Raw genomic sequence first — 19,955 nt, forward strand, 5'->3', positions numbered from 1 at the left:
TCGCAAAACCGGCGACCACTTTTGCGAGATCTGCTTAGTGGGCAAGCGCGCGTCGGGCGCAGGCCGTCCGGCTCGAGACCAGCACCCGCAAGCCCCCAAACAAGGCCCCGTCCTGACGCCGATGTGCACGGGCGCACGGAGCACGACACTTCCGTCAAGCGGCGCCCAAGTCTCTATTTTCTTTCTCCTGTTCTGAATACATGATGGTTTCGTCGCCATGCTGCCCGACACGTCTTGCGCCACCGCCCGTGGCCGCTCTGGACCTGCCGTTGCGCATCGTCAGGGCGATGACCGCCCGCCGGTCGGCCGATGCGGGATCGACAGAAGGGACACGCAACATGACCAGGATCCTTCAGGCCCTCCTCGTCTGCGCCGCGTTCGCGGCGACGCAGGCGCAGGCGCAAACCCTGCCCAAGGGCTTCAAACGGGATGACAGCTGCAGGCGCATGACGACGTCGCTGAACAGCGGCCAGTCGCTCGGTTCCTACACATGCAAGTGGAAGTACGGCTGCACCTGCACCTACGTGACCTGTCCGCCTCCCGGATACAACGTCGGCAAACTCTCGTGCCTGACCGCGCCCGGCTGATCATGAATATCGACGGCCATGCGCTAAACATGGTTGGAGCGCCCCTCAAATTTCGAACTCACATGTGAAAAAACTGTAAATATGCAATCCCTGATCGGCAGCACAATTACTTCACGTACATACGGAAAACAGCCTCCAGCGGAAAGCGAGGGTCTATTTTCTCAATCGTGCAATTCATTTTTTGAATAAGCAGCGTTCTCCAAGCCGCACTCTTCGTGATAACTCGCTGCCCCCGTCCAACAGGCGGCCATCAGTCTCGACACAAGATCGAGCCATGTCAGAGGAGTCACCATGTCTGCGAAGAAGCGCGCTCCACTCGGAACGAAAGCCCGCACGGGTGAGAGCTGCCCCGAGAGCGGCGTGTGGCGCGTCGAGGGAACGCCGAGCACAACCGCTCCGATCTCCGAGGGCAATCGCATGCCGCCCTACGACGGAAAAGCAGTGACGTGGGTGCTCATCCAGTACGCCTAAGGCCGCTTTCATCGAGGTGAGGTGGGCCGAGCCAACTGCCGAGGCGCGTCCGTTCAAACGCGATCACGGCACTTCACCCCCACAGGGCCGGCTCGGGCGGGTGGACGATGCTGCCCTCGAAGCGCAGGCCCGGCTCGCGGTCGCGCGCCAGCAGCAGCGGCCCGTCGAGGTCGACGTAATCCGCGAAGCCCGACAGGAGCATCGCGGGCGCCATGGCGAGCGAGGTGCCGACCATGCAGCCGACCATGATCGACAGGCCCCGCTCCCGCGCGGCGCGGGCCAGCAGCAGCGCCTCGGTGAGGCCGCCCGCCTTGTCGAGCTTGATGTTGATCGCGTCGTAGCGCCCGGCCAGGACGTCGAGCCCGGCGCGGTCGTGCAGGCTCTCGTCGGCGCAGAGCGGGATGGTGCGGGCGATGTCTTCGAGCGGCGCGTCGTCCCCGGCCGGGAGCGGCTGCTCGATCAGGCCGACCCCGGCCGCCGCACAGGCCGCGAGGTTGGCCTGAAGCGTGTCGGGCCGCCACGCCTCGTTGGCATCGACGATGAGGCGGGAGTCCGGCGCGCCGCGGCGCACGGCGGCGATGCGGGCCGGATCGCCCGCCCCCCCGAGCTTCACCTTGAGGAGCGGGCGGTGGGCGGCGGCGCGCGCGGCCGCCTCCATCTCCTCCGGGGTGCCGAGGCTCAGCGTGTAGGCGGTGGTGGCGGGGGCCGGGGCGGGCAGCCCGGCGAGGTCGTGCGCCCGCACGCCCCGGGTCTTGGCCTCGAAGTCCCACAGCGCGCAATCGAGGGCGTTGCGGGCCGCCCCCGCCTTCATGCGGGCGAGGAGATCCTGCTGGCCGGCGCCGGCGGCGATCGCCTCGCCTTGCGCGGCGATGAGGTCGCGCACCCCCTCCACGGTCTCGCCGTAGCGGGCGTAGGGCACGCACTCGCCCTGGCCGGTGACGCGGCCGTCCGTGATGCGGGCGACGACGACCACCGCCTCCGTGCGGCTGCCGCGGGCGATGGTGAAGCGGCCGGCGATCGGCCAGCGCTCCACCGCGACGTCGAGGCGCATCACCGGGACACCCCGGCCGGATAGAGCGCCGCGAGGTGCTCGACGATTCCCTCCACGCCGAAGCGCACCGGGTCGGTGGCCGGAAGGTCGTGCTCGGCCGCCAAGCGCGCGAGCAGCGCCCGCGCCTCCTCCTCGCCGAGCGCCTGCGTGTTCACCGCGATGCCGACCGGGCGGATCCCCGGGTTGGTGAGGCGCCCGCAGCGCAGCGTCAGGTCGATGACCTCCTGGATCGAGGGCAGCGGGTGCTGCACGCCGCGCATCGTCGTGCGGGTCGGCTCGTGGCAGACCACGACGGCGTCGGGCTGCGCCCCGTGCAGCAGGCCGAGGCTGACGCCCGCGAAGGAGGGATGGAACAGCGAGCCCTGGCCCTCGATCAGGTCCCAGTGCTCGGGGGCGGCCGCGGGCGAGATCCACTCCACCGCACCGGAGATGAAGTCCGCCACCACCGCGTCGATGGCGACGCCGCGGCCGGAGATGAACACGCCGGTCTGGCCGGTGGCGCGGAAGTCGGCGTCGAAGCCGCGCGCGCGCATCCCCGCCTCCAGGGCCAGCACCGTGTACTTCTTGCCCACCGAGCAGTCGGTTCCGACCGTGAGGAGCCGGCGGCCCGGCCGCTTGGTACCCTTGCCGGTGTCGAAGCGCTGGTCGGAGTGGCGCACGTCGTGGAGCTGGCGGCCGGTGCGGGCGGCGGCCTCCGCGATGGCCGGGACCGAGCCGAGGCGGGTGTGCAGACCGCTCGCCACGTCGAGCCCCGCCTCGATCGCCGCCACGATGGTGGCGATCCAGTGGTCGGGCAGCACCCCGCCCGCGTTGACGACGCCGACGATCAGCGTCCGGGCGCCCTTCTCGACCCCCTGTGCGATGCTGAGGTCGGGCAGGCCGAGATCGGCCGCGCAGCCGGGCAGCCGCACCTGTCCCACGCACCAGTCCGGCCGCCAGTCGACGATGCCGTAGGCGGTCTTGGCCGCGAGGCGGTCCGGGACGTCGCCGAGGAACATCAGGTAGGGGGTGGCGATCTGCATGCGTTCCGCTCCGCGGGGGCGTTGTCGGGGCCGGCGGCGTGCCGGCGCGGGGCCTCGGGCCGCACCTTCGCGCGGCCCCGGCACGCGCGCAACCGTCGCCGGACGCTGGCCCGGCTTTTGCAAAATGCCGGCCGGAAGGCGCGTCCCGCGCCGCCGGTCCCCCGGCAACCCTCGGCACCACCTTGACGCCACGGCCCGGGATGGCGGACGTAAGGCCTTGCCCAAAAGGAGAACAGAAATGCGCTTGAGACGCCTCGTACCGGTCCTGCTCGCCGGCCTCGCCGCGCTCCCGGCCTCGGCCCAGGAGCTGACCGGCACCCTCAAGAAGATCAAGGATACCGGCGCGATCACCCTGGGGTACCGCGACTCGTCGGTGCCGTTCTCCTACCTCGACGGCGACCAGAAGCCGGTCGGGTACGCGATGGACATCTGCTACAAGGTGGTGGATGCGGTCAAAGCGCATCTGAAGCTCGACAAGCTCGAGACCAAGCTCAACCCGGTGACCTCGGCCACGCGCATCCCGCTGATCGCCAACGGCACCGTCGACCTCGAATGCGGCTCGACCACCAACAACGTCGACCGCCAGAAGCAGGTCGCCTTCACCAACACCCACTTCCTCACCGCCAGCCGCTTCGTCGCCAAGAAGGCGAGCAACGTCACGAAGTTCGATGACCTGAAGGGCAAGACCGTGGTGTCGACCTCCGGCACCACCAACATCCGCCAGATCAACGAGTACAACACGGCCAACAAGCTCGGCCTGACAATCCTGCCGGCCAAGGACCACGCCGAGGCGTTCCTGATGGTCGAGACCGGGCGCGCGGTCGCCTTCGTGATGGACGACGTGCTGCTGGCCTCGCTCGCGGCCGGCTCCAAGGAGCCCGACGCCTACGTCATCTCCAAGGACGCGATCTCGAAGCCCGAGCCCTACGGCATCATGCTGCGCAAGGACGACGCGCCGTTCAAGAAGGTGGTCGACGACGCCACGGCCGCGTTCTACCGCAGCCCGGAGGGCAAGACGACCTACGACAAGTGGTTCACCAAGCCGATCCCGCCGCGCAACATCAACCTCAACCTGCCGATGGACGAGGCGCTTAAGAAGGCCTTCGCCACGCCGAGCGACAGCCCCGACCCGGCGATGTACTGACGCAATGCCCTCCGCACCCCGTGCGGAGGGCGTCTTGCGGAGAACGTCTTGCGGCGGGCGCCAAGGCCCGCCGCCCCGCGGCGTCCCTGCGCCGGCACGCTTGCGCAGTGGATATCGTTGATTCCGGCCCGAGCGCGGCCGAGAATGGCTTACACGTCAGGGAGACGGCGACGGCTCCGCGGAGCCCGCCGGCGGGGCGCGACATGAACTACAACTGGAACTGGGGCATCTTCTTCGACATGTCGCCGGAGGGCACCGGCACCTATGCCGACATGCTCCTCTCCGGGCTCGTCTGGACGATCGTCACGGCGCTCTGCGCCTGGGTGATCGCCTTCGCGATCGGCTCGGTCGTCGGCGTGATGCGCACCCTGCCGAGCCGCGCCGCACAGGCCTTCGGCAACGGCTACGTCGAACTGTTTCGCAACATCCCGCTCCTCGTGCAGATGTTCCTGTGGTTCTTCGTGCTGCCGGAGGTGCTGCCGCGGGCCTGGGGCGACTGGCTGAAGCAATTGCCGAACGCGCCGTTCTACACCGCCGTGGTGTGCCTGGGCTTCTTCACCGCCTCGCGCGTGGCCGAGCAGGTGCGCGCCGGCATCCAGGCCCTGCCGCGGGGCCAGCGCATGGCCGGCACGGCGCTCGGGCTCACCACCGCCCAGACCTACCGCTACGTGCTCCTGCCCAATGCCTACCGCATCATCCTGCCGCCGCTGACCTCCGAGTTCCTGAACAACCTCAAGAACACGTCGGTGGCGCTGACCATCGGGCTGCTCGAACTCACCGCGCGCGCCCGCTCGATGCAGGAATTCTCGTTCCAGGTGTTCGAGGCGTTCACCGCCGCGACCGTGCTGTACATCATCATCAACCTCGTGGTGGTGACGGCGGCGGGCTTCCTCGAGCGCCGCGTCGCGATCCCGGGCGCCCGCTGACCGATGCCGCTCCCCCTCCCTCCCGCCCGCGGTTGACGCCCCATGCTCGCGAATTTCGACTTCAGCGTCATCCTCAACTCGTGGCGCTACCTGTTCCTCGACGGGATGACCTTCACGCTGACGCTGACGGCGCTCGCCGCCGTCGGCGGCGTGATCCTCGGCACGCTGATCGCGATGATGCGGCTCTCCGGCCTGCCGGTGCTGCCGCAGGTGGCCAAGGCCTACGTCAACTTCATGCGGTCGCTGCCGCTCGTGCTGGTGATCTTCTGGTTCTACTTCCTGGTGCCGTATATCGGGCAGTGGCTCACCGGGGCGGAGCGGCCGATCCAGGTCGGCGCCTTCACCTCCAGCCTCGTCACCTTCACGCTGTTCGAGGCGGCCTACTTCTCGGAGATCATGCGAGCGGGCATCCAGTCGATCCCCAAGGGACAGACCGCGGCGGCCTCGGCGCTCGGCCTCACCTACTGGCAGACGATGGGCAACGTCATCCTGCCCCAGGCCTTCCGCAACATGCTGCCCGTCCTGCTGACCCAGACCATCGTGCTGTTCCAGGACACCTCGCTCGTCTACGTCCTGTCGATCACCGACTTCCTCGGCGCCGCCTCCAAGGTGGCGCAGCGCGACGGGCGTCTCGTCGAGATGTACCTGTTCGCGGCCCTGGTCTACTTCCTGATCTGCCTCCTCGCCTCGATGCTCGTGCGCCGCCTGCAGCGCCGCATCGCCATCATCCGCTGACGCTCCCTCCGGAGAGACGCCGCCATGACCGCCTCCGCGATGCCGCAAGCCGCCGGCCCCATGATCGACATCGATCAGGTCAGCAAGTGGTACGGCGACTTCCAGGTGCTGACCAACTGCACCACCAACGTCGCCAAGGGCGACGTGGTGGTGGTCTGCGGCCCGTCCGGCTCCGGCAAGTCGACCCTGATCAAGTGCGTCAACGCGCTGGAGCCGTTCCAGAAGGGTCAGATCACCGTCGACGGGACGAAGATCGCCGACAAGAAGACCAACCTGCCGAAGCTCCGCTCGCGGGTCGGCATGGTGTTCCAGCATTTCGAGCTGTTTCCGCACCTCTCGATCACCGACAACCTCACGCTGGCCCAGCGCAAGGTGCTCGGCCGCGGCCGGGAGGAGGCGCAGCAGAAGGGCATGGCGCTCCTCAAGCGCGTCGGGCTCGAAGCGCATGCCCACAAGTTCCCGGGCCAGCTCTCGGGCGGGCAGCAGCAGCGCGTGGCGATCGCCCGGGCGCTGGCCATGAACCCCGTGGTGATGCTGTTCGACGAGCCGACCTCGGCCCTCGACCCCGAGATGGTGGGCGAGGTGCTCGACGTGATGGTCGAACTCGCCCGCGAGGGCATGACCATGATGGTCGTGACCCACGAGATGGGCTTCGCCCGCAAGGTTGCCAACCGGGTGATCTTCATGGACCGCGGCGAGATCGTCGAGGACGCCCGGAAGGAAGAGTTCTTCGGCTCGCCCCGCAGCGAGCGCGCCCAGACCTTCCTGTCGAAGATCCTGTCGCACTGAGGGCGGCCGCCACGCGATGCGGTGGATCGGCCGGCTCCTCGTCGTCGCCGTCGCGCTCGCCGTGGCGATCCCCTGCGGCGCGGCCATGCTCGGCCTCGGCGTGCTCCTCGATCCGGCCCTGCGCGACCTCGCCGGCGCGCTCGGGCTCGCGGCGATCGAGGCCATCCTCTCCGAACTCGCGGCCGGCTATCCGCCGGATCCCGGCATGCTCGACGCCGTGCTCACGGCCGGGCGGGCGCTGGTGCTCCTCGTCGTCGTGCCGCCGACGCTGAACGCCGTCGTCGGCGAGGTGCTGCGGTGGCGCTCGCTGGCGTGGTACGGCGGCGCCACCGGCTTCCTCACCGCTCTCCTGCCCTGGCTGATGCGCGGTGCGCCGCAGGCCGGCCCGGCCGCCGCCGAGGGCCGGATCACCGCCATCCTGTTCCTCGCCGGCGGCGTGGCCGGTCTCGTCTACTGGCTGCTCGCCGGGCGCTGGACCGGGCGCCCGCCCGCCACGATGCCGCTGCCGCGGCGGTGAGCGGCCAGCCTGCCGCCTCGGCGATGCGGATGGAGCCCGGATGCGACCGGCCCCGCGCGGCTTGCCCGCGGCAGCCAGCGGCGGCGCCGGAACGCCCCTGAGACGAGGCCCACGCGGGCCTCGTCCGTGGCACCGTTCCGATGGTCTGGAGCAGGCTTCGATCAGAGTGAAGCGTGAAGCCCGCCCTCGATCGTCGCGTTTGCCGCATCGTCTGCGGCGCACCGGCATCCGCGTCGTCGCAGACTGCTCTCGATCAGTCGCAGCCCTCCTTGTGGACGGTCTTCGACTCGCCGAGGCTGTTCTCCTTGTGCACCGTCTTGGAGCCGCAGCCGGTCCCGTCGGTGGAGCGGGTGACGGTCTTGCGCTCCACGGAGCCGGTCGTGTCCTTCTCGACGACGGTTCCGGCCGGGCCGTCGCGCCGGATCACGGTGGTGTCCTGGGCCAGGACGGCCGTCGACATCCCGGCCAGGGCCGCGGCGGCACTCAGAGCGATCAGGGTCGTGCGCATCGTGTCTGCTCCCGTGTAGAACGGGCGCTCAACGCCAGGTTGACCAATCCGGTTCCGACCACGGCGGGGCGGCGGAGACCGGTCGATCGCGCGTGACCTGGGGGCCAGCGCGGAGACGTCTGTCGCCGCGGCCGGCAGGACTGGCATGGGGCGTCCACCACCCTTCTCCGCACACGGGAAGGATGGCGGATCGCCGTCGGCGTCAGTGGAAGTACTGGCCGCCGTTGATGGTCAGGGTCGAGCCGGTGATGAAGCCGGCCTGCTCGCCCGCCAGGAACTCCACCGCCCGGGCGATCTCCTCGGCCTCGCCGAGGCGGCCGACCGGGATCTGCGGCAGGATCTTGGACTTGAGCACCTCCTCGGGCACGGCCTTCACCATCTCGGTGGCGATGTAGCCGGGCGCGATCACGTTCACGGTGATGCCCTTGTTGGCGTTCTCCTGGGCGAGCGCCTTGGCGAAGCCGATCACGCCGGCCTTGGCGGCCGAGTAGTTGGTCTGGCCCATCTGGCCCTTCTGGCCGTTGATGGACGAGATCAGGATGATGCGCCCGAAGCCCCGCGCCCGCATGCCGTCGATCACCGGCCGCGTGCAGGTGAACATCGAGTCGAGGTTGGTGCGGATCACCGCCTGCCACTGCTCGAAGCTCATCCGGTGGAACATGCCGTCCCGGGTGATGCCGGCATTGTTGACGAGGACGTCGATGGGTCCGAGTTCGGCCTCCGCCGCCCGGATGCCCGCCTCGCAGGCGGCCGGATCGCCGACGTCGAACTTGAACACCGAGATCCCGGTCTCGGCCTTGAAGGCGTTGGCGGCCTCGTCGTTGCCGCCGTAATTCGCCGCCACCTTGTAGCCGGCTGCCTTCAGCCCCTTCGAGATCGCGGCGCCGATGCCGCGCGTTCCGCCTGTCACCAGTGCGACGCGTTCTGCCATGTCCCTCTCCTTGTCGGTGCGTTGTCTTCCCTAGAGGCAGGCGGACCGTTCGAGAAGGCTGCCCGCCTCGCCTGTCTCGGCTTTTTTTGGTCGGCGGCCCGGGCGACCCGGACCGCCGCGTAGCGCTCGGCCGATCAGCGCTCGACGCACATGGCGACGCCCATGCCGCCGCCGATGCACAGGGTCGCCAGCCCCTTCTTGGCGTCGCGGCGCTGCATCTCGTGCAGCAGCGTCACCAGCACGCGGGCGCCTGAGGCCCCGATCGGATGGCCGATCGCGATGGCGCCGCCGTTCACGTTGACCTTGGCATCGTCGAAGCCGAGTTCCTTGTTGACCGCGAGCGCCTGGGCGGCGAAGGCCTCGTTGGCCTCGATCAGGTCGACCTCGGAGGCCGACCAGCCGGCCTTCTCCAGGGCCTTGCGCGAGGCCGGGATCGGGCCGGTGCCCATGATCTGCGGATCGACGCCGGCGGTGGCCCAGGAGGCGATGCGCGCCAGCGGCTTGAGCCCGCGCTTCTCGGCCTCGGCAGCCGACATCAGCACGATCGCGGCGGCGCCGTCGTTGATGCCTGAGGCGTTGCCGGCCGTGACGGTGCCCTCCTTCGAGAAGGCGGGCTTCAGCTTGGCCATGCCGTCGACGGTCGCGCCCTCGCGGATGTACTCGTCGGCATCGACCACCACGTCGCCCTTGCGGCCCTTCACGGTCACCGGGACGATCTCGTCCTTGAAGCGGCCCTCCTTGCGGGCCGCCTCGGCCTTGTTCTGCGAGCGGGCGGCGAAGCGGTCCTGCTCCTCGCGGGTGAGCTGCCAGCGCTGGGCGATGTTCTCGGCGGTGTTGCCCATGTGGTAGCCGTTGAAGGCGTCCATCAGGCCGTCCTTCAGCATCGTGTCGATGAGCTTGAGATCGCCCATCTTCTGGCCGCCGCGCAGGTGCTGGGCGTGGGGCGCCATCGACATCGATTCCTGGCCGCCCGCCACGATGATGGTGGCGTCGCCGTTGGCGATCTGCTGCATGCCGACCGCGACGGTGCGAAGCCCCGAGCCGCAGAGCTGGTTGAGGCCCCAGGCGGTTGCCTCCTGCGGGATGCCGGCGGCCATCGCGGCCTGGCGGGCCGGGTTCTGGCCGGCGCCCGCGGTGAGCACCTGGCCGAAGATCACCTCGTCGACCTCGTCGGGCGCGACCTTGGCCCTCTCCAGCGCCGCCTTGATGGCAATGGCGCCGAGTTCGTGGGCCGGCAGGGACGCGAAGGCGCCGTTGAACGAGCCGACCGGCGTGCGGGCCGCACCGACGATGACGATATCCTGCTTCTCTGCCATGAGCCTCTCCTCGAATCCTGCCGCCGGCTCTTTTGCCACGGATGCGCCCCGCGCCTCGGATCCGGGGCGAGACCGGCTGTCGGATAGCCGATGAACCCCCTTGCCCCAGGGAAGTCAAGCTAGCCTGCGGTAGCGAAGAGCAGGGTTGCAAGGCACGGTTTGGGTGGATGCCGTGCAGATTGCTGTTTTCGCCGGCATGGGAAGGCCTTAAGGTCTCGTCAGGACAGCGACAAAAACCGTCTCCGGCGCCCTGCGGCGGGCCGGCGGCAGGTGACCTTGAGGAGACCCCGTCGAGATGGCGGACAGCGGCAAGTCAACTCCCACCGTCATCAAGAAGTACGCCAACCGGCGTCTCTATCACACCGGCACGTCGACCTACGTGACGCTCGAAGATCTCGCCGCGATGGTGCAGGCCGGCGAGGATTTCGTGGTCTATGACGCAAAGTCCGGCGAGGACATCACCCGCTCGGTGCTGGCGCAGATCATCTTCGAGCAGGAAAACAAGGCGGGGACAGAGAACCTCCTGCCGGTCGCCTTCCTGCGCCAGCTGATCCGCTTCTACGGGGACAGCATGCGGGCGATGGTGCCGAGCTACCTCGAATTCTCGATGGACCATCTCGCGCGCGAGCAGAACGGCCTGCGCGAGAAGATGTCCCAGACCTTCGGGGCGAGCGCCTTCCAGCACGCGATGGAGGAGCAGGTGCGCGCCAACATGACCTTCTTCAGCGAGGCCATGCGGATGTTCGCGCCGTTCGCGCAGGCCGGCCAGCCGGAGAAGCCGGCCGAAGCGCCCCCGCCCGCGGCACCCCCCTCGGCCTCCAAGGGGGAACTCGACGACCTGAAGCGTCAGATGCTGGAGATGCAGAACCGGCTCGACGCCCTGGCCAAGAAGTAGGCCCTCGGGACGCGGGTCCTGCGGCCCGGCCCTTGCGGCGCAGGCCGCGGATTCCGCGGGGAGGCTGGAGCATGTCCCATTCCGATACGGACCGGCCGGATGCGGACGAGACGGCGCCCTCGCGGGCGCTCACGGTGATCGAGACGCCGCAACCGGCGGCGTGCGTGCCCGCCCGCCCCCTGGCGACGTTCCTGGTGCAGCTGATCGACGGGCCGGCCGGGTCGCTGCGCCCCTCGCGCCTGCGGCGCAGCCGCGAGGCCTCGGAGCGCTACGCGGCGGGTGCCCGCCGGCTCGGCTGAGACGGGGCGGCGCGGGCCGCCCCCATGGGCCTCAGGCCTCGGTCTTGACCTTCAGCACCTGCCGGCCGCGGTACATGCCGGTCTTCAGGTCGATGTGGTGCGGGCGGCGCAGCTCGCCCGAATCCTTGTCCTCGACGTAGGTCGGGGCCTTGAGGGCATCGGCGGAGCGGCGCATGCCGCGCCGCGACGGGGAGGTCTTTCGCTTCGGAACGGCCATGACACGTCGTCTCTTGCAACAAAACGGGCGCGGGGCCGCTCCGGGCGGAGCCGCCGCGCACCCTGGGATCCGATTGGAGCGCGGCTTATACCGGGCACGAGCGGCCCTGGCTAGCCCCCACCGGAGGTGCGCAGACGGCCCCGATCAGCTAGGAGCGGACGGCCACCGGGCGGGACAGCCCGGGCTGATCTCAGGGAGGAACCACCGTGCCCCGTCGCGCCCGTCTTCCGCAGGTCCTCCTGCCGCTCGCCTTGGCCTGTTGCGCCTTGGCCCCCCTCGCCCTCGCCGGCCCCGCCGCCGCGCAGGTGTCGGACGACGTCGTGCGGATCGGGGTGCTCACCGACCTCTCGGGTCCCTACGCGGACAGCGGCGGCAAGGGCTCGGTGGCCGCGGCCACGATGGCGGTGCGCGACGCGGGCGGCCGCGTCCTCGGCAAGCCGGTCGAGGTGATCTCCGCCGACCACCAGAACAAGCCGGACGTCGCCTCGGCGCTGGCGCGGCGCTGGTACGACGTCGACCGGGTCGACGCCATCCTCGACCTGCCGGTCACCGCCATCGCGCTCGCCGTCCAGGCGGTGGCCCGCGAGAAGAACCGCACGGTGATGATCACCTCGGCGGCGACCCAGGACCTCACCGCCAAGTCCTGCTCGCCGGTGAGTTCGCACTGGACCGACGACACCCACGCCCTCACCGCCGGCACCGCCCGCGCGGTCTACGAGCGCGGCGGCACGTCGTGGTACTTCATCACCGTCGACCACGCCTTCGGGGCCGCCCTGCAGAAGCAGGCCACCGAGGTCATCCAGGGGCTGGGCGGCAAGGTGGTGGGCACGTCGCGCCACCCGATCGCCACGGCCGACTACTCGTCCTTCGTGCTGCAGGCCCAGGCCTCGGGCGCCGACGTGGTCGCGCTCGCCAGCGTCGGCGACGACTTCATCAAGGCGGTCAAGCAGGCCAACGAGTTCGGGCTGATGACCGGACGCCAGACCATCGCCGGCTTCCTCGTCTACGTCACGGACATCCACGGTCTGGGATTGCCGGTGGCGCAGAACCTGACCTTCTCGTCGGTCTTCTACTGGGACCAGAGCGACGAGACCCGGGCCTTCGCCAAGCGCTTCGTCGAGGCGGTGGGCCACATGCCGACCAAGATCCACGCGCTGATCTACACGGCGACGCGCCACTACCTGAAGGCGATCGAGGCGGCCGGCACCGACGAGGCCCTCGCCGTGAACAAGGCGATGCGCGCCGCCCCCGTGGCGCTGTTCGGGCAGAGCGCGACCCTGCGGGCGGATGGACGCCTGCTCTACGACACCACGCTCTGGCGCGTGAAGACGCCCGCCGTGAGCAAGGGGCCGTGGGACTACTACGCTCCCGTGCGGACCATCCCGGCCGCGGAAGCCTTCCTGCCGATGAACCCGGCCTGCGGCGGCTGAGCGGGCCGGGCCTTGCGTCCCGGGGCGATCGCGGGCAGGTGGCTGCGGGAGATTCCGCTCACAGGGACGCGCCGGAGTTGCAGAGAGAGTTCGTCGGCCTCACCCACCTCGAAGGGCTGCTCGGGTACACCCTGCGGCGCACCCAGGTCGCCATCTCCCGCAGCTTCGTCCAGATCTTTTCCGATCTCGACGTGCGCCAGACCCAGCTCGGCGTCCTGAACGTCATCGAGGGCACGCCGGGCCTCAAGCCGAGCCAGATCGGCGCGCTGATCGGCATCAAGCGGGCGAATGTCGGGCCGCTCCTCGACGAGCTGGAGCGGCGCGGCCTCGTGCGGCGGGAGCCCGCGCCCGCCGACCGGCGCTCGCACGCGCTCTTCCTCACCGAGGCGGGCGCGGCGCTGATGACCGAACTCCACCGCCGCGAGGCCGCGCACGAGGAGCGGATCGCGACCCTGCTCGAACCCGAGGAGCGCGCGGTGCTGCTGCGCCTGCTGCGCCGGGTGGAGCAGGGCTGCCGCGACATGGCGGACGAGGAGGCGGGGCCGGAGGGGGACGATGGCCTCTGAGCGGCGACAGCACAGGTGAAGGGGGCGGCAGCGCGACCCGGCTCAGCCCTCATCCCCCACGATCAGGCCGTCATGCGGGCCCAGCCGCACCGGTCCCTCAACGCGCTCACCCTCGCGCCCCGGCCGCGCCGAGGCGAGGACCCTGCCGCGGCAGGACAGGGCCGGGGTGACGATCGAGGCGGTGAGGTTGAGGATCACGGTGCAGCCCGTGCCGCCGCCCCAGCGCGCGAAGGCGAAGACGCCGCCCTCGCTCAGGAGCCGCCGGTAGCGCCCGGCCCGCAGGTCGGCCCGCTCCCGCCGCAGGGCGATCAGCCGACGGGTCAGGGCGAGGAGCGAGTCCGTATCCGTCTCCTGCGCGGCGACGCTGCACGCATCCGGCAGCGCGCCCATCGCCAGCCAGGGCTCGCCCGTGGTGAAGCCGCCCCGCGGTCCCGGCTCCCAGCGCAGCGGCGAGCGGAACGGATCGCGGCTCAGGCCGTAGCCCGGCACGCAGCGCTCGAACGGGTCCTGCGCCTGCTCGGCCGGCACCGGGACGTCGGGCATGCCGATCTCGTCGCCCGCATAGAGGATCGGTGTGCCGGGCAGGCTCAGGAGCAGCATCGCCGCCACCCGGGCCTGCTCCGGCCCGACCCGGCTCGCGAGCCGGGGCTTGTCGTGGCTGCCGAGCACCCAGTCGGGCCATGCCCCGTCGGGCAGCGCGTCGAGGAAGTCCTGCACCGTGCGGGCGACCGCATTCGCCTTCCAGGGCACGTCGATGAGCCGGTAGTTCAGCGGCAGGTGCAGGCGGGGCGTCGACTCGCCGTAGAAGGCCGGCAGCGTGTCGGGCGCTGTGTCGACCTCGCCGAGCAGGACGCGGCCGGGGAACTCGTCCGCCACGCGGCGCAGTTCGGCCAGATAGTCGAGCGTGACGGGCTGGGCATCGGTGCGGGTGCGCCGGAACCGCTCGGGCGGCGGGGTGTCGCCGGTGAAATCCGGGTTCGGCGGCTCGTCCCGCAGGGCCGCGTCCTCGGCGAGCACGGCGGCCGCATCGACCCGGAACCCGTCGACGCCGCGCCGCAGCCAGAAGCGCATCGCGTCGTGCATGGCCGCCCGCAGGGCCGGGCAGCGCCAGTTGAGATCGGGCTGCCCGGGCAGGAAGGCGTGGTAGTAGCACTGGCCGGTGGCCGGATCGAGCGTCCAGGCCGGGCCGCCGAAGCGGCTGAGCCAGTTGTTGGGCGGCTGTCCCCCGGGGGCCGGGTCGGCCCAGACGTACCAGTCGCGCTTGGGGCTGCGGCGCGAGGACCGGCTCTCGACGAACCACGGGTGCCGGTCCGAGGTGTGGTTGGGCACGAGGTCGAGGATCAGGCGGATGCCGCGCGCATGCAGCGCCGCGAGCAGCCGGTCGAAGGTGGCGAGGCTGCCGAAGTTGCGCCCGACATCCGTGAAATCGGCGATGTCGTAGCCGGCATCCTGCAGCGGGGAGGGATAGATCGGCGTCAGCCAGACCGCCCCGACGCCGAGGCGCGCGAGGTAGTCGACCCCCTCGATGATGCCCGCGAGGTCACCCCAGCCATCCCCGTCCGCATCCCGGAACGAGGGGGTGAAGATCTGGTAGATCACCGCGTGCCGCCACCACGCGGCCTCCTGGACGGGGGCGGTGTCGTGGCCGTCGGTTGCGTCGCGCATCATCTCGGGCCGCCGTCGATCGCCAGACGGGTTGCGGGCCGCCGCCCGGGGGCAGCCCGGCCCTTCGGGTGACCGCCGGCCCCGACACGCGCTCGGGGCCGGCGGGAGAGGTCCGTCGCGAAGGAGGCCGTTTCAGTGCGACCGGTCGGTCCGGTCCGGCGCGTGGCCGAGGTTGCTGTGCCGGTGATGCGCGTCGCGCTCGCCGCCGCCGCCCGAGACCCCGGATTTCGACGTGTTCGTGGGGCTTCCGGGCGTCGGGCCGTGATGCTCCTCGGTCAGGGGCTCGGAATGGTCCTGGTGGCTGCTGCCGGGGCCGCCGTGATGGCGGTTCGCGGCGGGGTTCTTCTTCGACGTGCTCATCACCGGTCCTGCTGGTAGCCCTGGTTCACCGTGTTCACCTTGGTGTTCCCGGCTTGGCCGATCTTGTCGGGATCCTTCGTCTGCGAGGAGCCCTGGCCCTGCGAGAGCGGGGCGGGCGCGGCGCTGCCCGGCCCCTTGTCGGACCGGTTCGCGGGCGGGACGGGAGGGGGCTTCGTCGTCATTCGTCCTCCGGTGCTGGTGCTGCCGAGCCAACCCCGGGGGAGTATTCCTGTTCCATCTCGGCACGGCCGCTCTCAGGCGGCGCGGCGCTCCGCGGGCGGGCGGCGCCCGAATTCCAGCGCGCCGTCCTCCAGGCTGCCGAAGCGCAGGGTGGCAAGGTCGAGAAGGTAGTTCTGGTAGAGCCGCCAGGGCTTGCGCGCGCCCTGCTTGGGCAGGAGGTCGCGGGCGCGCTGGATGTAGCCGGAGGTGAAGTCGATCAGCGGCGCCTCGCCGATGGCGTCTCCGCGGCGCGGCACGCACCACTCGTCGCCCCGCGCCTCCATGCGGTTGATCAGGCGGCAGACGAAGCGCGCCGTCAGCTCGCATTTCAGCGTCCAGGAGGCGTTGGTGTAGCCGATGGCGACCGCGAGGTTCGGCACGTCGCTCAGCATCATTCCCCGGTACAGGAAGGTCGCGGGCGCCTCCACCGGGCGCCCGTCGACGGTGAGCGTGAGCCCGCCGAGCATCCGCAGCTTGAGGCCGGTCGCCGCCACGACGATGTCGGCGTCGAGGTGCCGCCCGGAGGCGAGCTGCAGCCCGGCCGGCGTGAAGCTCTCGATCCGGTCGGTGACGACCGAGGCCCGGCCCGACCGGATCGCCCGGAACAGGTCGCCGTCCGGCACGAGGCAGAGCCGCTGGTCCCAGGGCTTGTAGGCCGGCGTGAAATGGGTGGCGACGTCGTAGTCCGGGCCGAGCTGCCGGCGCGCCAGCGCGATGATCTGGCGCGCCATCCAGTCCGGCTTGCGGCGGGCGAACTGGTAGAAGCCGAGGGTGAGAAACACGTTCTTCCAGCGCGCGAGGCCGTGCGCGAGGCGGGCCGGCAGGTAGCGGCGCAGCCAGGTGGCGACCGGGTCCGCGGCGGGCATCGACAGGACGTAGCTGGGCGAGCGCTGCAGCATGGTGACGTGGGCGGCGCGCGTCGCCATCTCGGGCACCAGGGTGACCGCGGTGGCGCCGCTGCCGATCACCACCACGCGCTTGCCCGCGTAGTCGAGATCCTCCGGCCAAGCCTGCGGGTGCACGATCGGCCCGGCGAAGCGCTCCGTCCCGGGCCAGTCCGGCCGGTAGCCCTCGTCGTAATCGTAGTAGCCGGCGCAGACGGAGAGGAACCGGCAGGTGAAGCGGACCGGTGCGGGATCGTCCCCGACCTGCACCGCGACGCTCCAGCGCGCGTCCTGCGACCGCCAGTCCGCGCGCAGCACCCGGTGGCGGTAGCGGATCTTCCGGTCGATGCCGTACGCGGCGGCCGTCTCGCGCAGGTAGCGCAGGATCGCCGGACCGTCCGCGATGGACTTGTCCCCGGACCAGGGCCGGAAGCTGAAGCCGAAGGTGTAGAGGTCGGAATCCGACCGCAGGCCGGGATAGCGGAAGAGGTCCCAGGTGCCGCCGATCGCCTCGCGCGCCTCCAGGATCGCGTAGGTCTGCGTCGGGCAGCGCGTCTGCAGGGCGTGACCGGCGCTGATGCCGGAGATGCCGGCGCCGACCACCAGCACGTCGAGATCGCGCGTCGCCGCAAGGTCGGATGGGGCGGGGCTCGGGCTCACGGGGTGTCGGCTCCTCGGTCGGGGCCCGGTCCTTCGCCTGCGGCGCGAAAGACCAGGGTGAGATTGTTGGCCGGCATCGCGATCCGCTCGGCGAGGGTGAGCCCGTGCGTGCGGGCGCAGGCGGCCAGATCGGCCACGTCGCGCAGGCCCCAGGCCGGATCGCGCCGCCGCAGATCGGCGTCGAAGGCGAGGTTGCCGGGAGCGGTCGGGACGCCGTCCTCCAGGAAGGGTCCGTAGAGCACGAGCGGCGCGCCCGCCGGCAGGAGACGGCCGGCCCCAGCCATCAGCCCCGCCGCCGCCGCGAGGGGCGCGATGTGGACGAGGTTGATCGCCACGACCGCGTCGGCCCGCTCCACCGGCCAGTGCGGCGCCGCCGCGTCGAGGGCGAGCGGCGGCAGCAGATTCGGCAGGCCGGCCCTGCGCGCATGCGCGGCGATGCTGCGCCGCGCCGCCGGCTCCGGGTCGCTCGGCTGCCAGACAAGGCCGGGACAGGCCGCCGCCACGTGCACGGCGTGCTCGCCCGAGCCGCTGGCCACCTCCAGCACGAGGCCGGTGGGCGGGAGCACGCGGCGCAGCACGCCGAGGATGGCCTCCTTGTTGCGGGCGACGGCGGGCGCGATCAGCGCCTCCCCGTCGAGGTCCCATCCGAGCATCGCGCCCCCTGCTCTCCCCTGCCCTGCCGGCCTGCGACGTCCGGCGGCGCGACTCTAAGCACCATTCGCCGGCGCGGTCACCGGTTCGGCGAATGGCGCAGGAGCAGAATCCGGGCGGCACGACCCCGCGCCGTTCCGGCCGAAGTCGGAACGCGGCCCGCCTGACCATGGGGCCGGCTGCCTGCGATCCACAGCGGTCCTTTGGCAGGTCCGCTTTCAATCCTTTTGATCTACCAACGATGAAATAGCTGGCACGGTCAGTGTCGTACAAGCTTACCCATGAGAAAATCGTCGCTTCTCTTTTATTGTCATTTTCATATCACCAAAGCGCGCAGGTTCTGATCGATACTTGACACGCTCTCGGAGGCGGCTTGCATACTCGCCGAAATCCCCCGCGTTGCCGCAGCCTGATGCTCAACAGCCAGGGTGACGTCCGAGACCACCTCGCGCACGGAGGTGATTGAGTGCGCGATGCCGGTCAGCGAAGAGACGACGTCTGCGGCAATACCCTGCATTGACTGAATGTCCTCGGCAATTCGGCCTGTCGCCTTGGTGACCTGAGCCGATAGGCTCTTCACCTCGCCAGCCACGACCGCAAAGCCGCGGCCAGCCTCGCCCGCGCGTGCGGCCTCGATGGTGGCGTTGAGCGCGAGCAGGTTGATCTGTTCGCCCACACCTTGGATGAGCTGAACTACACCAGTCATTGAGGCTGTGGCCGCATTGAGCTGCACGGTCGACTGATCAGCGGCCTGAGCACGCTCGTGCATGGCCTCAACCTCCGCACGGGATTGCACCAGGTTCTGCGAAATTTCGCTGAGCGAGGCACTCAGTTCCTCGGCGGCCGCCGCCGCGTTCTGGACGCTCGACAGCGTCTGCTGGGAGGCTCCGCTGGCGCTGATCTGGGCGGCCATCTTGGCGGTAATGTCGGTGGCGTACTTCACCACCTTAAACGGCTTACCGTTCATATCGAAGATTGGATTGTAGCTCGCCTGGATCCAAATCTCCCGGCCACCCTTGCCGACGCGCTTGAACACGTCAGACCGGTACGCGCCTGTACGCAGGCTCTCCCAGAGCTGCCGGTACTCCGGGGTGTTAGCCAGGTCGGGCGCGACGAACATGCGATGATGCTTGCCCTGGATCTCGTCCAGGCGATAGCCGACGGCAGCAAGGAAATTCTCGTTGGCGTCGAGCACGTTGCCGTCAAGATCGAAATGGATCACGGCCTGCGAGCGATTGATCGCGGCGATCTGGCCAAGGATGTCGGCCGTACGCAACTTCTCGGCGGTTACGTCATTGGCAAACTTGACCACCTTGAACGGCTTGCCGTCCGGATCCAGGATCGGATTGTAGATCGCCTGCAGCCAGATCTCGCGGCCGCCCTTGGCGAAGCGCTTGAACTCCGCCTTCTGAAACTCGCCGCGTGCCAGCGCCTCCCAGAACGCGCGGTAGGCTGCACTCTGCCTCTCGGCTGGATCCACGAACAGTGAATGATGCTGGCCCACGACCTCGTCGAGGTCATAGCCGACCGTGTCGAGGAAATTCCGGTTCGCGGTCAGGATCGTTCCGTCGATCCTGAACTCGATGACCGCCCGCGAGCGATCGATGGCCGCGAACTTGCCCTCGAGGTCGAGCGTCTGAAGCTTCTGGTCGGTGATGTCGCTGGCGAACTTGACCACCCTGCAGGGCCTGCCAGCACGATCAAGCACCGGGTTGTAGGTCGCCTGCAACCAGATCTCGCGACCACCCTTCGCTATGCGCTTGAACTCGGCGACCTTGAACTCTCCTCTAGCGAGAGAGGCCCAGAACTCACGGTAGGCCGCCCCCTCTCGTTCGGCCGAGTCGACGAACATGCGGTGATGCTGTCCCTGGACCTCGGCAAGTGTGTAGCCGACCGTGCTCAGAAAGTTGCCGTTCGCCGTCAGGATCGTGCCATCGAGAGCAAACTCGATGACGGCCTGCGAGCGGTCGAGCGCGTCGAGCTTGGCGGACGTATCCCGGTCGGAGAAGAAGAGCATCGCGTTCCTCCAAGCGGGATCTGCCAGCGAGAGCCCGTCTGCTGCACCACCCGCGCGCGCATTCTGCGCATCTGCCCAAAATAATTGCCCACAAC

General features: G+C 69.9%; 22 protein-coding genes. 10 read left to right on the top strand and 12 right to left on the bottom strand.

The window, feature by feature from the left end:
• Positions 1-248 precede the first annotated feature (248 nt).
• Complete coding sequence (locus tag MFF61_RS29765; protein ID WP_238241306.1) at positions 249-587, top strand: hypothetical protein; 339 nt, start codon at positions 249-251, stop codon at positions 585-587.
• A gap of 544 nt (positions 588-1,131) precedes the next feature.
• On the opposite strand, the gene dgcA is transcribed toward MFF61_RS29765, so the two are convergent.
• Together dgcA and dgcN are read right to left on the bottom strand one after the other, a co-directional pair.
• A complete protein-coding gene (gene dgcA / locus MFF61_RS29770; protein WP_238241307.1) occupies positions 1,132-2,112 on the bottom strand; it encodes an N-acetyl-D-Glu racemase DgcA in 981 nt (326 codons plus the stop codon).
• Complete coding sequence (gene dgcN / locus MFF61_RS29775; protein WP_238241308.1) at positions 2,109-3,131, bottom strand: N-acetyltransferase DgcN; 1,023 nt, start codon at positions 3,129-3,131, stop codon at positions 2,109-2,111. The genes dgcA and dgcN overlap by 4 nt, the downstream gene beginning before the upstream one ends.
• A gap of 238 nt (positions 3,132-3,369) precedes the next feature.
• Between dgcN and MFF61_RS29780 the strand changes: the two genes are divergently transcribed.
• From MFF61_RS29780 to MFF61_RS29800, 5 genes are all read left to right on the top strand, one after another.
• Complete coding sequence (locus tag MFF61_RS29780) at positions 3,370-4,275, top strand: amino acid ABC transporter substrate-binding protein (RefSeq protein WP_238241309.1); 906 nt, start codon at positions 3,370-3,372, stop codon at positions 4,273-4,275.
• 203 nt (positions 4,276-4,478) lie between these two features.
• Positions 4,479-5,201, top strand: a complete 723-nt coding sequence (locus tag MFF61_RS29785; RefSeq protein ID WP_238241310.1) for an amino acid ABC transporter permease — start codon at positions 4,479-4,481, stop codon at positions 5,199-5,201.
• Between the two features lie 42 nt (positions 5,202-5,243).
• Entirely contained in the window at positions 5,244-5,936 is a 693-nt protein-coding gene (locus tag MFF61_RS29790; protein WP_238241311.1) for an amino acid ABC transporter permease, read from the top strand.
• A gap of 60 nt (positions 5,937-5,996) precedes the next feature.
• Entirely contained in the window at positions 5,997-6,725 is a 729-nt protein-coding gene (locus MFF61_RS29795; RefSeq protein ID WP_238241357.1) for an amino acid ABC transporter ATP-binding protein, read from the top strand.
• A gap of 16 nt (positions 6,726-6,741) precedes the next feature.
• Positions 6,742-7,242 carry a hypothetical protein gene (locus MFF61_RS29800; protein WP_238241312.1) on the top strand — a complete coding sequence of 167 codons (501 nt, stop codon included), beginning with the start codon at positions 6,742-6,744 and terminating at the stop codon, positions 7,240-7,242.
• A gap of 253 nt (positions 7,243-7,495) precedes the next feature.
• Here MFF61_RS29800 and MFF61_RS29805 read toward each other — a convergent pair whose 3' ends face one another.
• The 3 genes from MFF61_RS29805 to MFF61_RS29815 form a co-directional block, all read right to left on the bottom strand.
• Positions 7,496-7,750 (bottom strand): hypothetical protein, encoded by a 255-nt coding sequence (locus tag MFF61_RS29805; RefSeq protein WP_238241313.1) that lies wholly within the window; start codon positions 7,748-7,750, stop codon positions 7,496-7,498.
• Between the two features lie 202 nt (positions 7,751-7,952).
• Positions 7,953-8,681, bottom strand: coding sequence for an acetoacetyl-CoA reductase (gene phbB, locus MFF61_RS29810; protein ID WP_238241314.1), 729 nt, complete (start codon positions 8,679-8,681; stop codon positions 7,953-7,955).
• 134 nt (positions 8,682-8,815) lie between these two features.
• The gene (locus tag MFF61_RS29815) at positions 8,816-9,997 is read right to left on the bottom strand and encodes an acetyl-CoA C-acetyltransferase (RefSeq protein ID WP_238241315.1); all 1,182 of its coding nucleotides are present in this window, start codon (positions 9,995-9,997) and stop codon (positions 8,816-8,818) included.
• Between the two features lie 295 nt (positions 9,998-10,292).
• Between MFF61_RS29815 and phaR the strand changes: the two genes are divergently transcribed.
• Positions 10,293-10,892, top strand: coding sequence for a polyhydroxyalkanoate synthesis repressor PhaR (gene phaR, locus MFF61_RS29820; RefSeq protein WP_238241316.1), 600 nt, complete (start codon positions 10,293-10,295; stop codon positions 10,890-10,892).
• Between the two features lie 71 nt (positions 10,893-10,963).
• Positions 10,964-11,191 carry a hypothetical protein gene (locus MFF61_RS29825; protein WP_238241317.1) on the top strand — a complete coding sequence of 76 codons (228 nt, stop codon included), beginning with the start codon at positions 10,964-10,966 and terminating at the stop codon, positions 11,189-11,191.
• 31 nt (positions 11,192-11,222) lie between these two features.
• On the opposite strand, the gene rpmF is transcribed toward MFF61_RS29825, so the two are convergent.
• The gene (gene rpmF / locus MFF61_RS29830) at positions 11,223-11,408 is read right to left on the bottom strand and encodes a 50S ribosomal protein L32 (protein WP_012334986.1); all 186 of its coding nucleotides are present in this window, start codon (positions 11,406-11,408) and stop codon (positions 11,223-11,225) included.
• Positions 11,409-11,614: 206 nt separating this feature from the next.
• Here rpmF and MFF61_RS29835 point away from each other — a divergent pair, with 206 nt between their 5' ends.
• On the top strand, positions 11,615-12,838 hold the full coding sequence (locus MFF61_RS29835; RefSeq protein ID WP_373324815.1) for an ABC transporter substrate-binding protein: 1,224 nt from the start codon (positions 11,615-11,617) through the stop codon (positions 12,836-12,838).
• Between the two features lie 77 nt (positions 12,839-12,915).
• On the top strand, positions 12,916-13,404 hold the full coding sequence (locus tag MFF61_RS29840) for a MarR family winged helix-turn-helix transcriptional regulator (RefSeq protein WP_238241318.1): 489 nt from the start codon (positions 12,916-12,918) through the stop codon (positions 13,402-13,404).
• Between the two features lie 42 nt (positions 13,405-13,446).
• Here MFF61_RS29840 and MFF61_RS29845 read toward each other — a convergent pair whose 3' ends face one another.
• From MFF61_RS29845 to MFF61_RS29870, 6 genes are all read right to left on the bottom strand, one after another.
• Entirely contained in the window at positions 13,447-15,069 is a 1,623-nt protein-coding gene (locus MFF61_RS29845; RefSeq protein ID WP_373324817.1) for an alpha-amylase family glycosyl hydrolase, read from the bottom strand.
• A gap of 132 nt (positions 15,070-15,201) precedes the next feature.
• Positions 15,202-15,429: a hypothetical protein gene (locus MFF61_RS29850; protein ID WP_238241320.1), complete on the bottom strand. Its 228-nt coding sequence runs from the start codon at positions 15,427-15,429 to the stop codon at positions 15,202-15,204.
• Complete coding sequence (locus tag MFF61_RS29855) at positions 15,429-15,611, bottom strand: hypothetical protein (RefSeq protein WP_238241321.1); 183 nt, start codon at positions 15,609-15,611, stop codon at positions 15,429-15,431. The genes MFF61_RS29850 and MFF61_RS29855 overlap by 1 nt, the downstream gene beginning before the upstream one ends.
• A gap of 72 nt (positions 15,612-15,683) precedes the next feature.
• Positions 15,684-17,192 carry a flavin-containing monooxygenase gene (locus tag MFF61_RS29860; RefSeq protein ID WP_238241322.1) on the bottom strand — a complete coding sequence of 503 codons (1,509 nt, stop codon included), beginning with the start codon at positions 17,190-17,192 and terminating at the stop codon, positions 15,684-15,686.
• The gene (locus tag MFF61_RS29865; RefSeq protein WP_238241323.1) at positions 17,189-17,845 is read right to left on the bottom strand and encodes a DUF938 domain-containing protein; all 657 of its coding nucleotides are present in this window, start codon (positions 17,843-17,845) and stop codon (positions 17,189-17,191) included. The genes MFF61_RS29860 and MFF61_RS29865 overlap by 4 nt, the downstream gene beginning before the upstream one ends.
• Positions 17,846-18,159: 314 nt before the next feature.
• Positions 18,160-19,860: a methyl-accepting chemotaxis protein gene (locus MFF61_RS29870; RefSeq protein ID WP_238241324.1), complete on the bottom strand. Its 1,701-nt coding sequence runs from the start codon at positions 19,858-19,860 to the stop codon at positions 18,160-18,162.
• Positions 19,861-19,955: the final 95 nt, after the last annotated feature.

The organism is Methylobacterium isbiliense (genome assembly GCF_022179325.1).
GTDB lineage: Bacteria > Pseudomonadota > Alphaproteobacteria > Rhizobiales > Beijerinckiaceae > Methylobacterium > Methylobacterium isbiliense.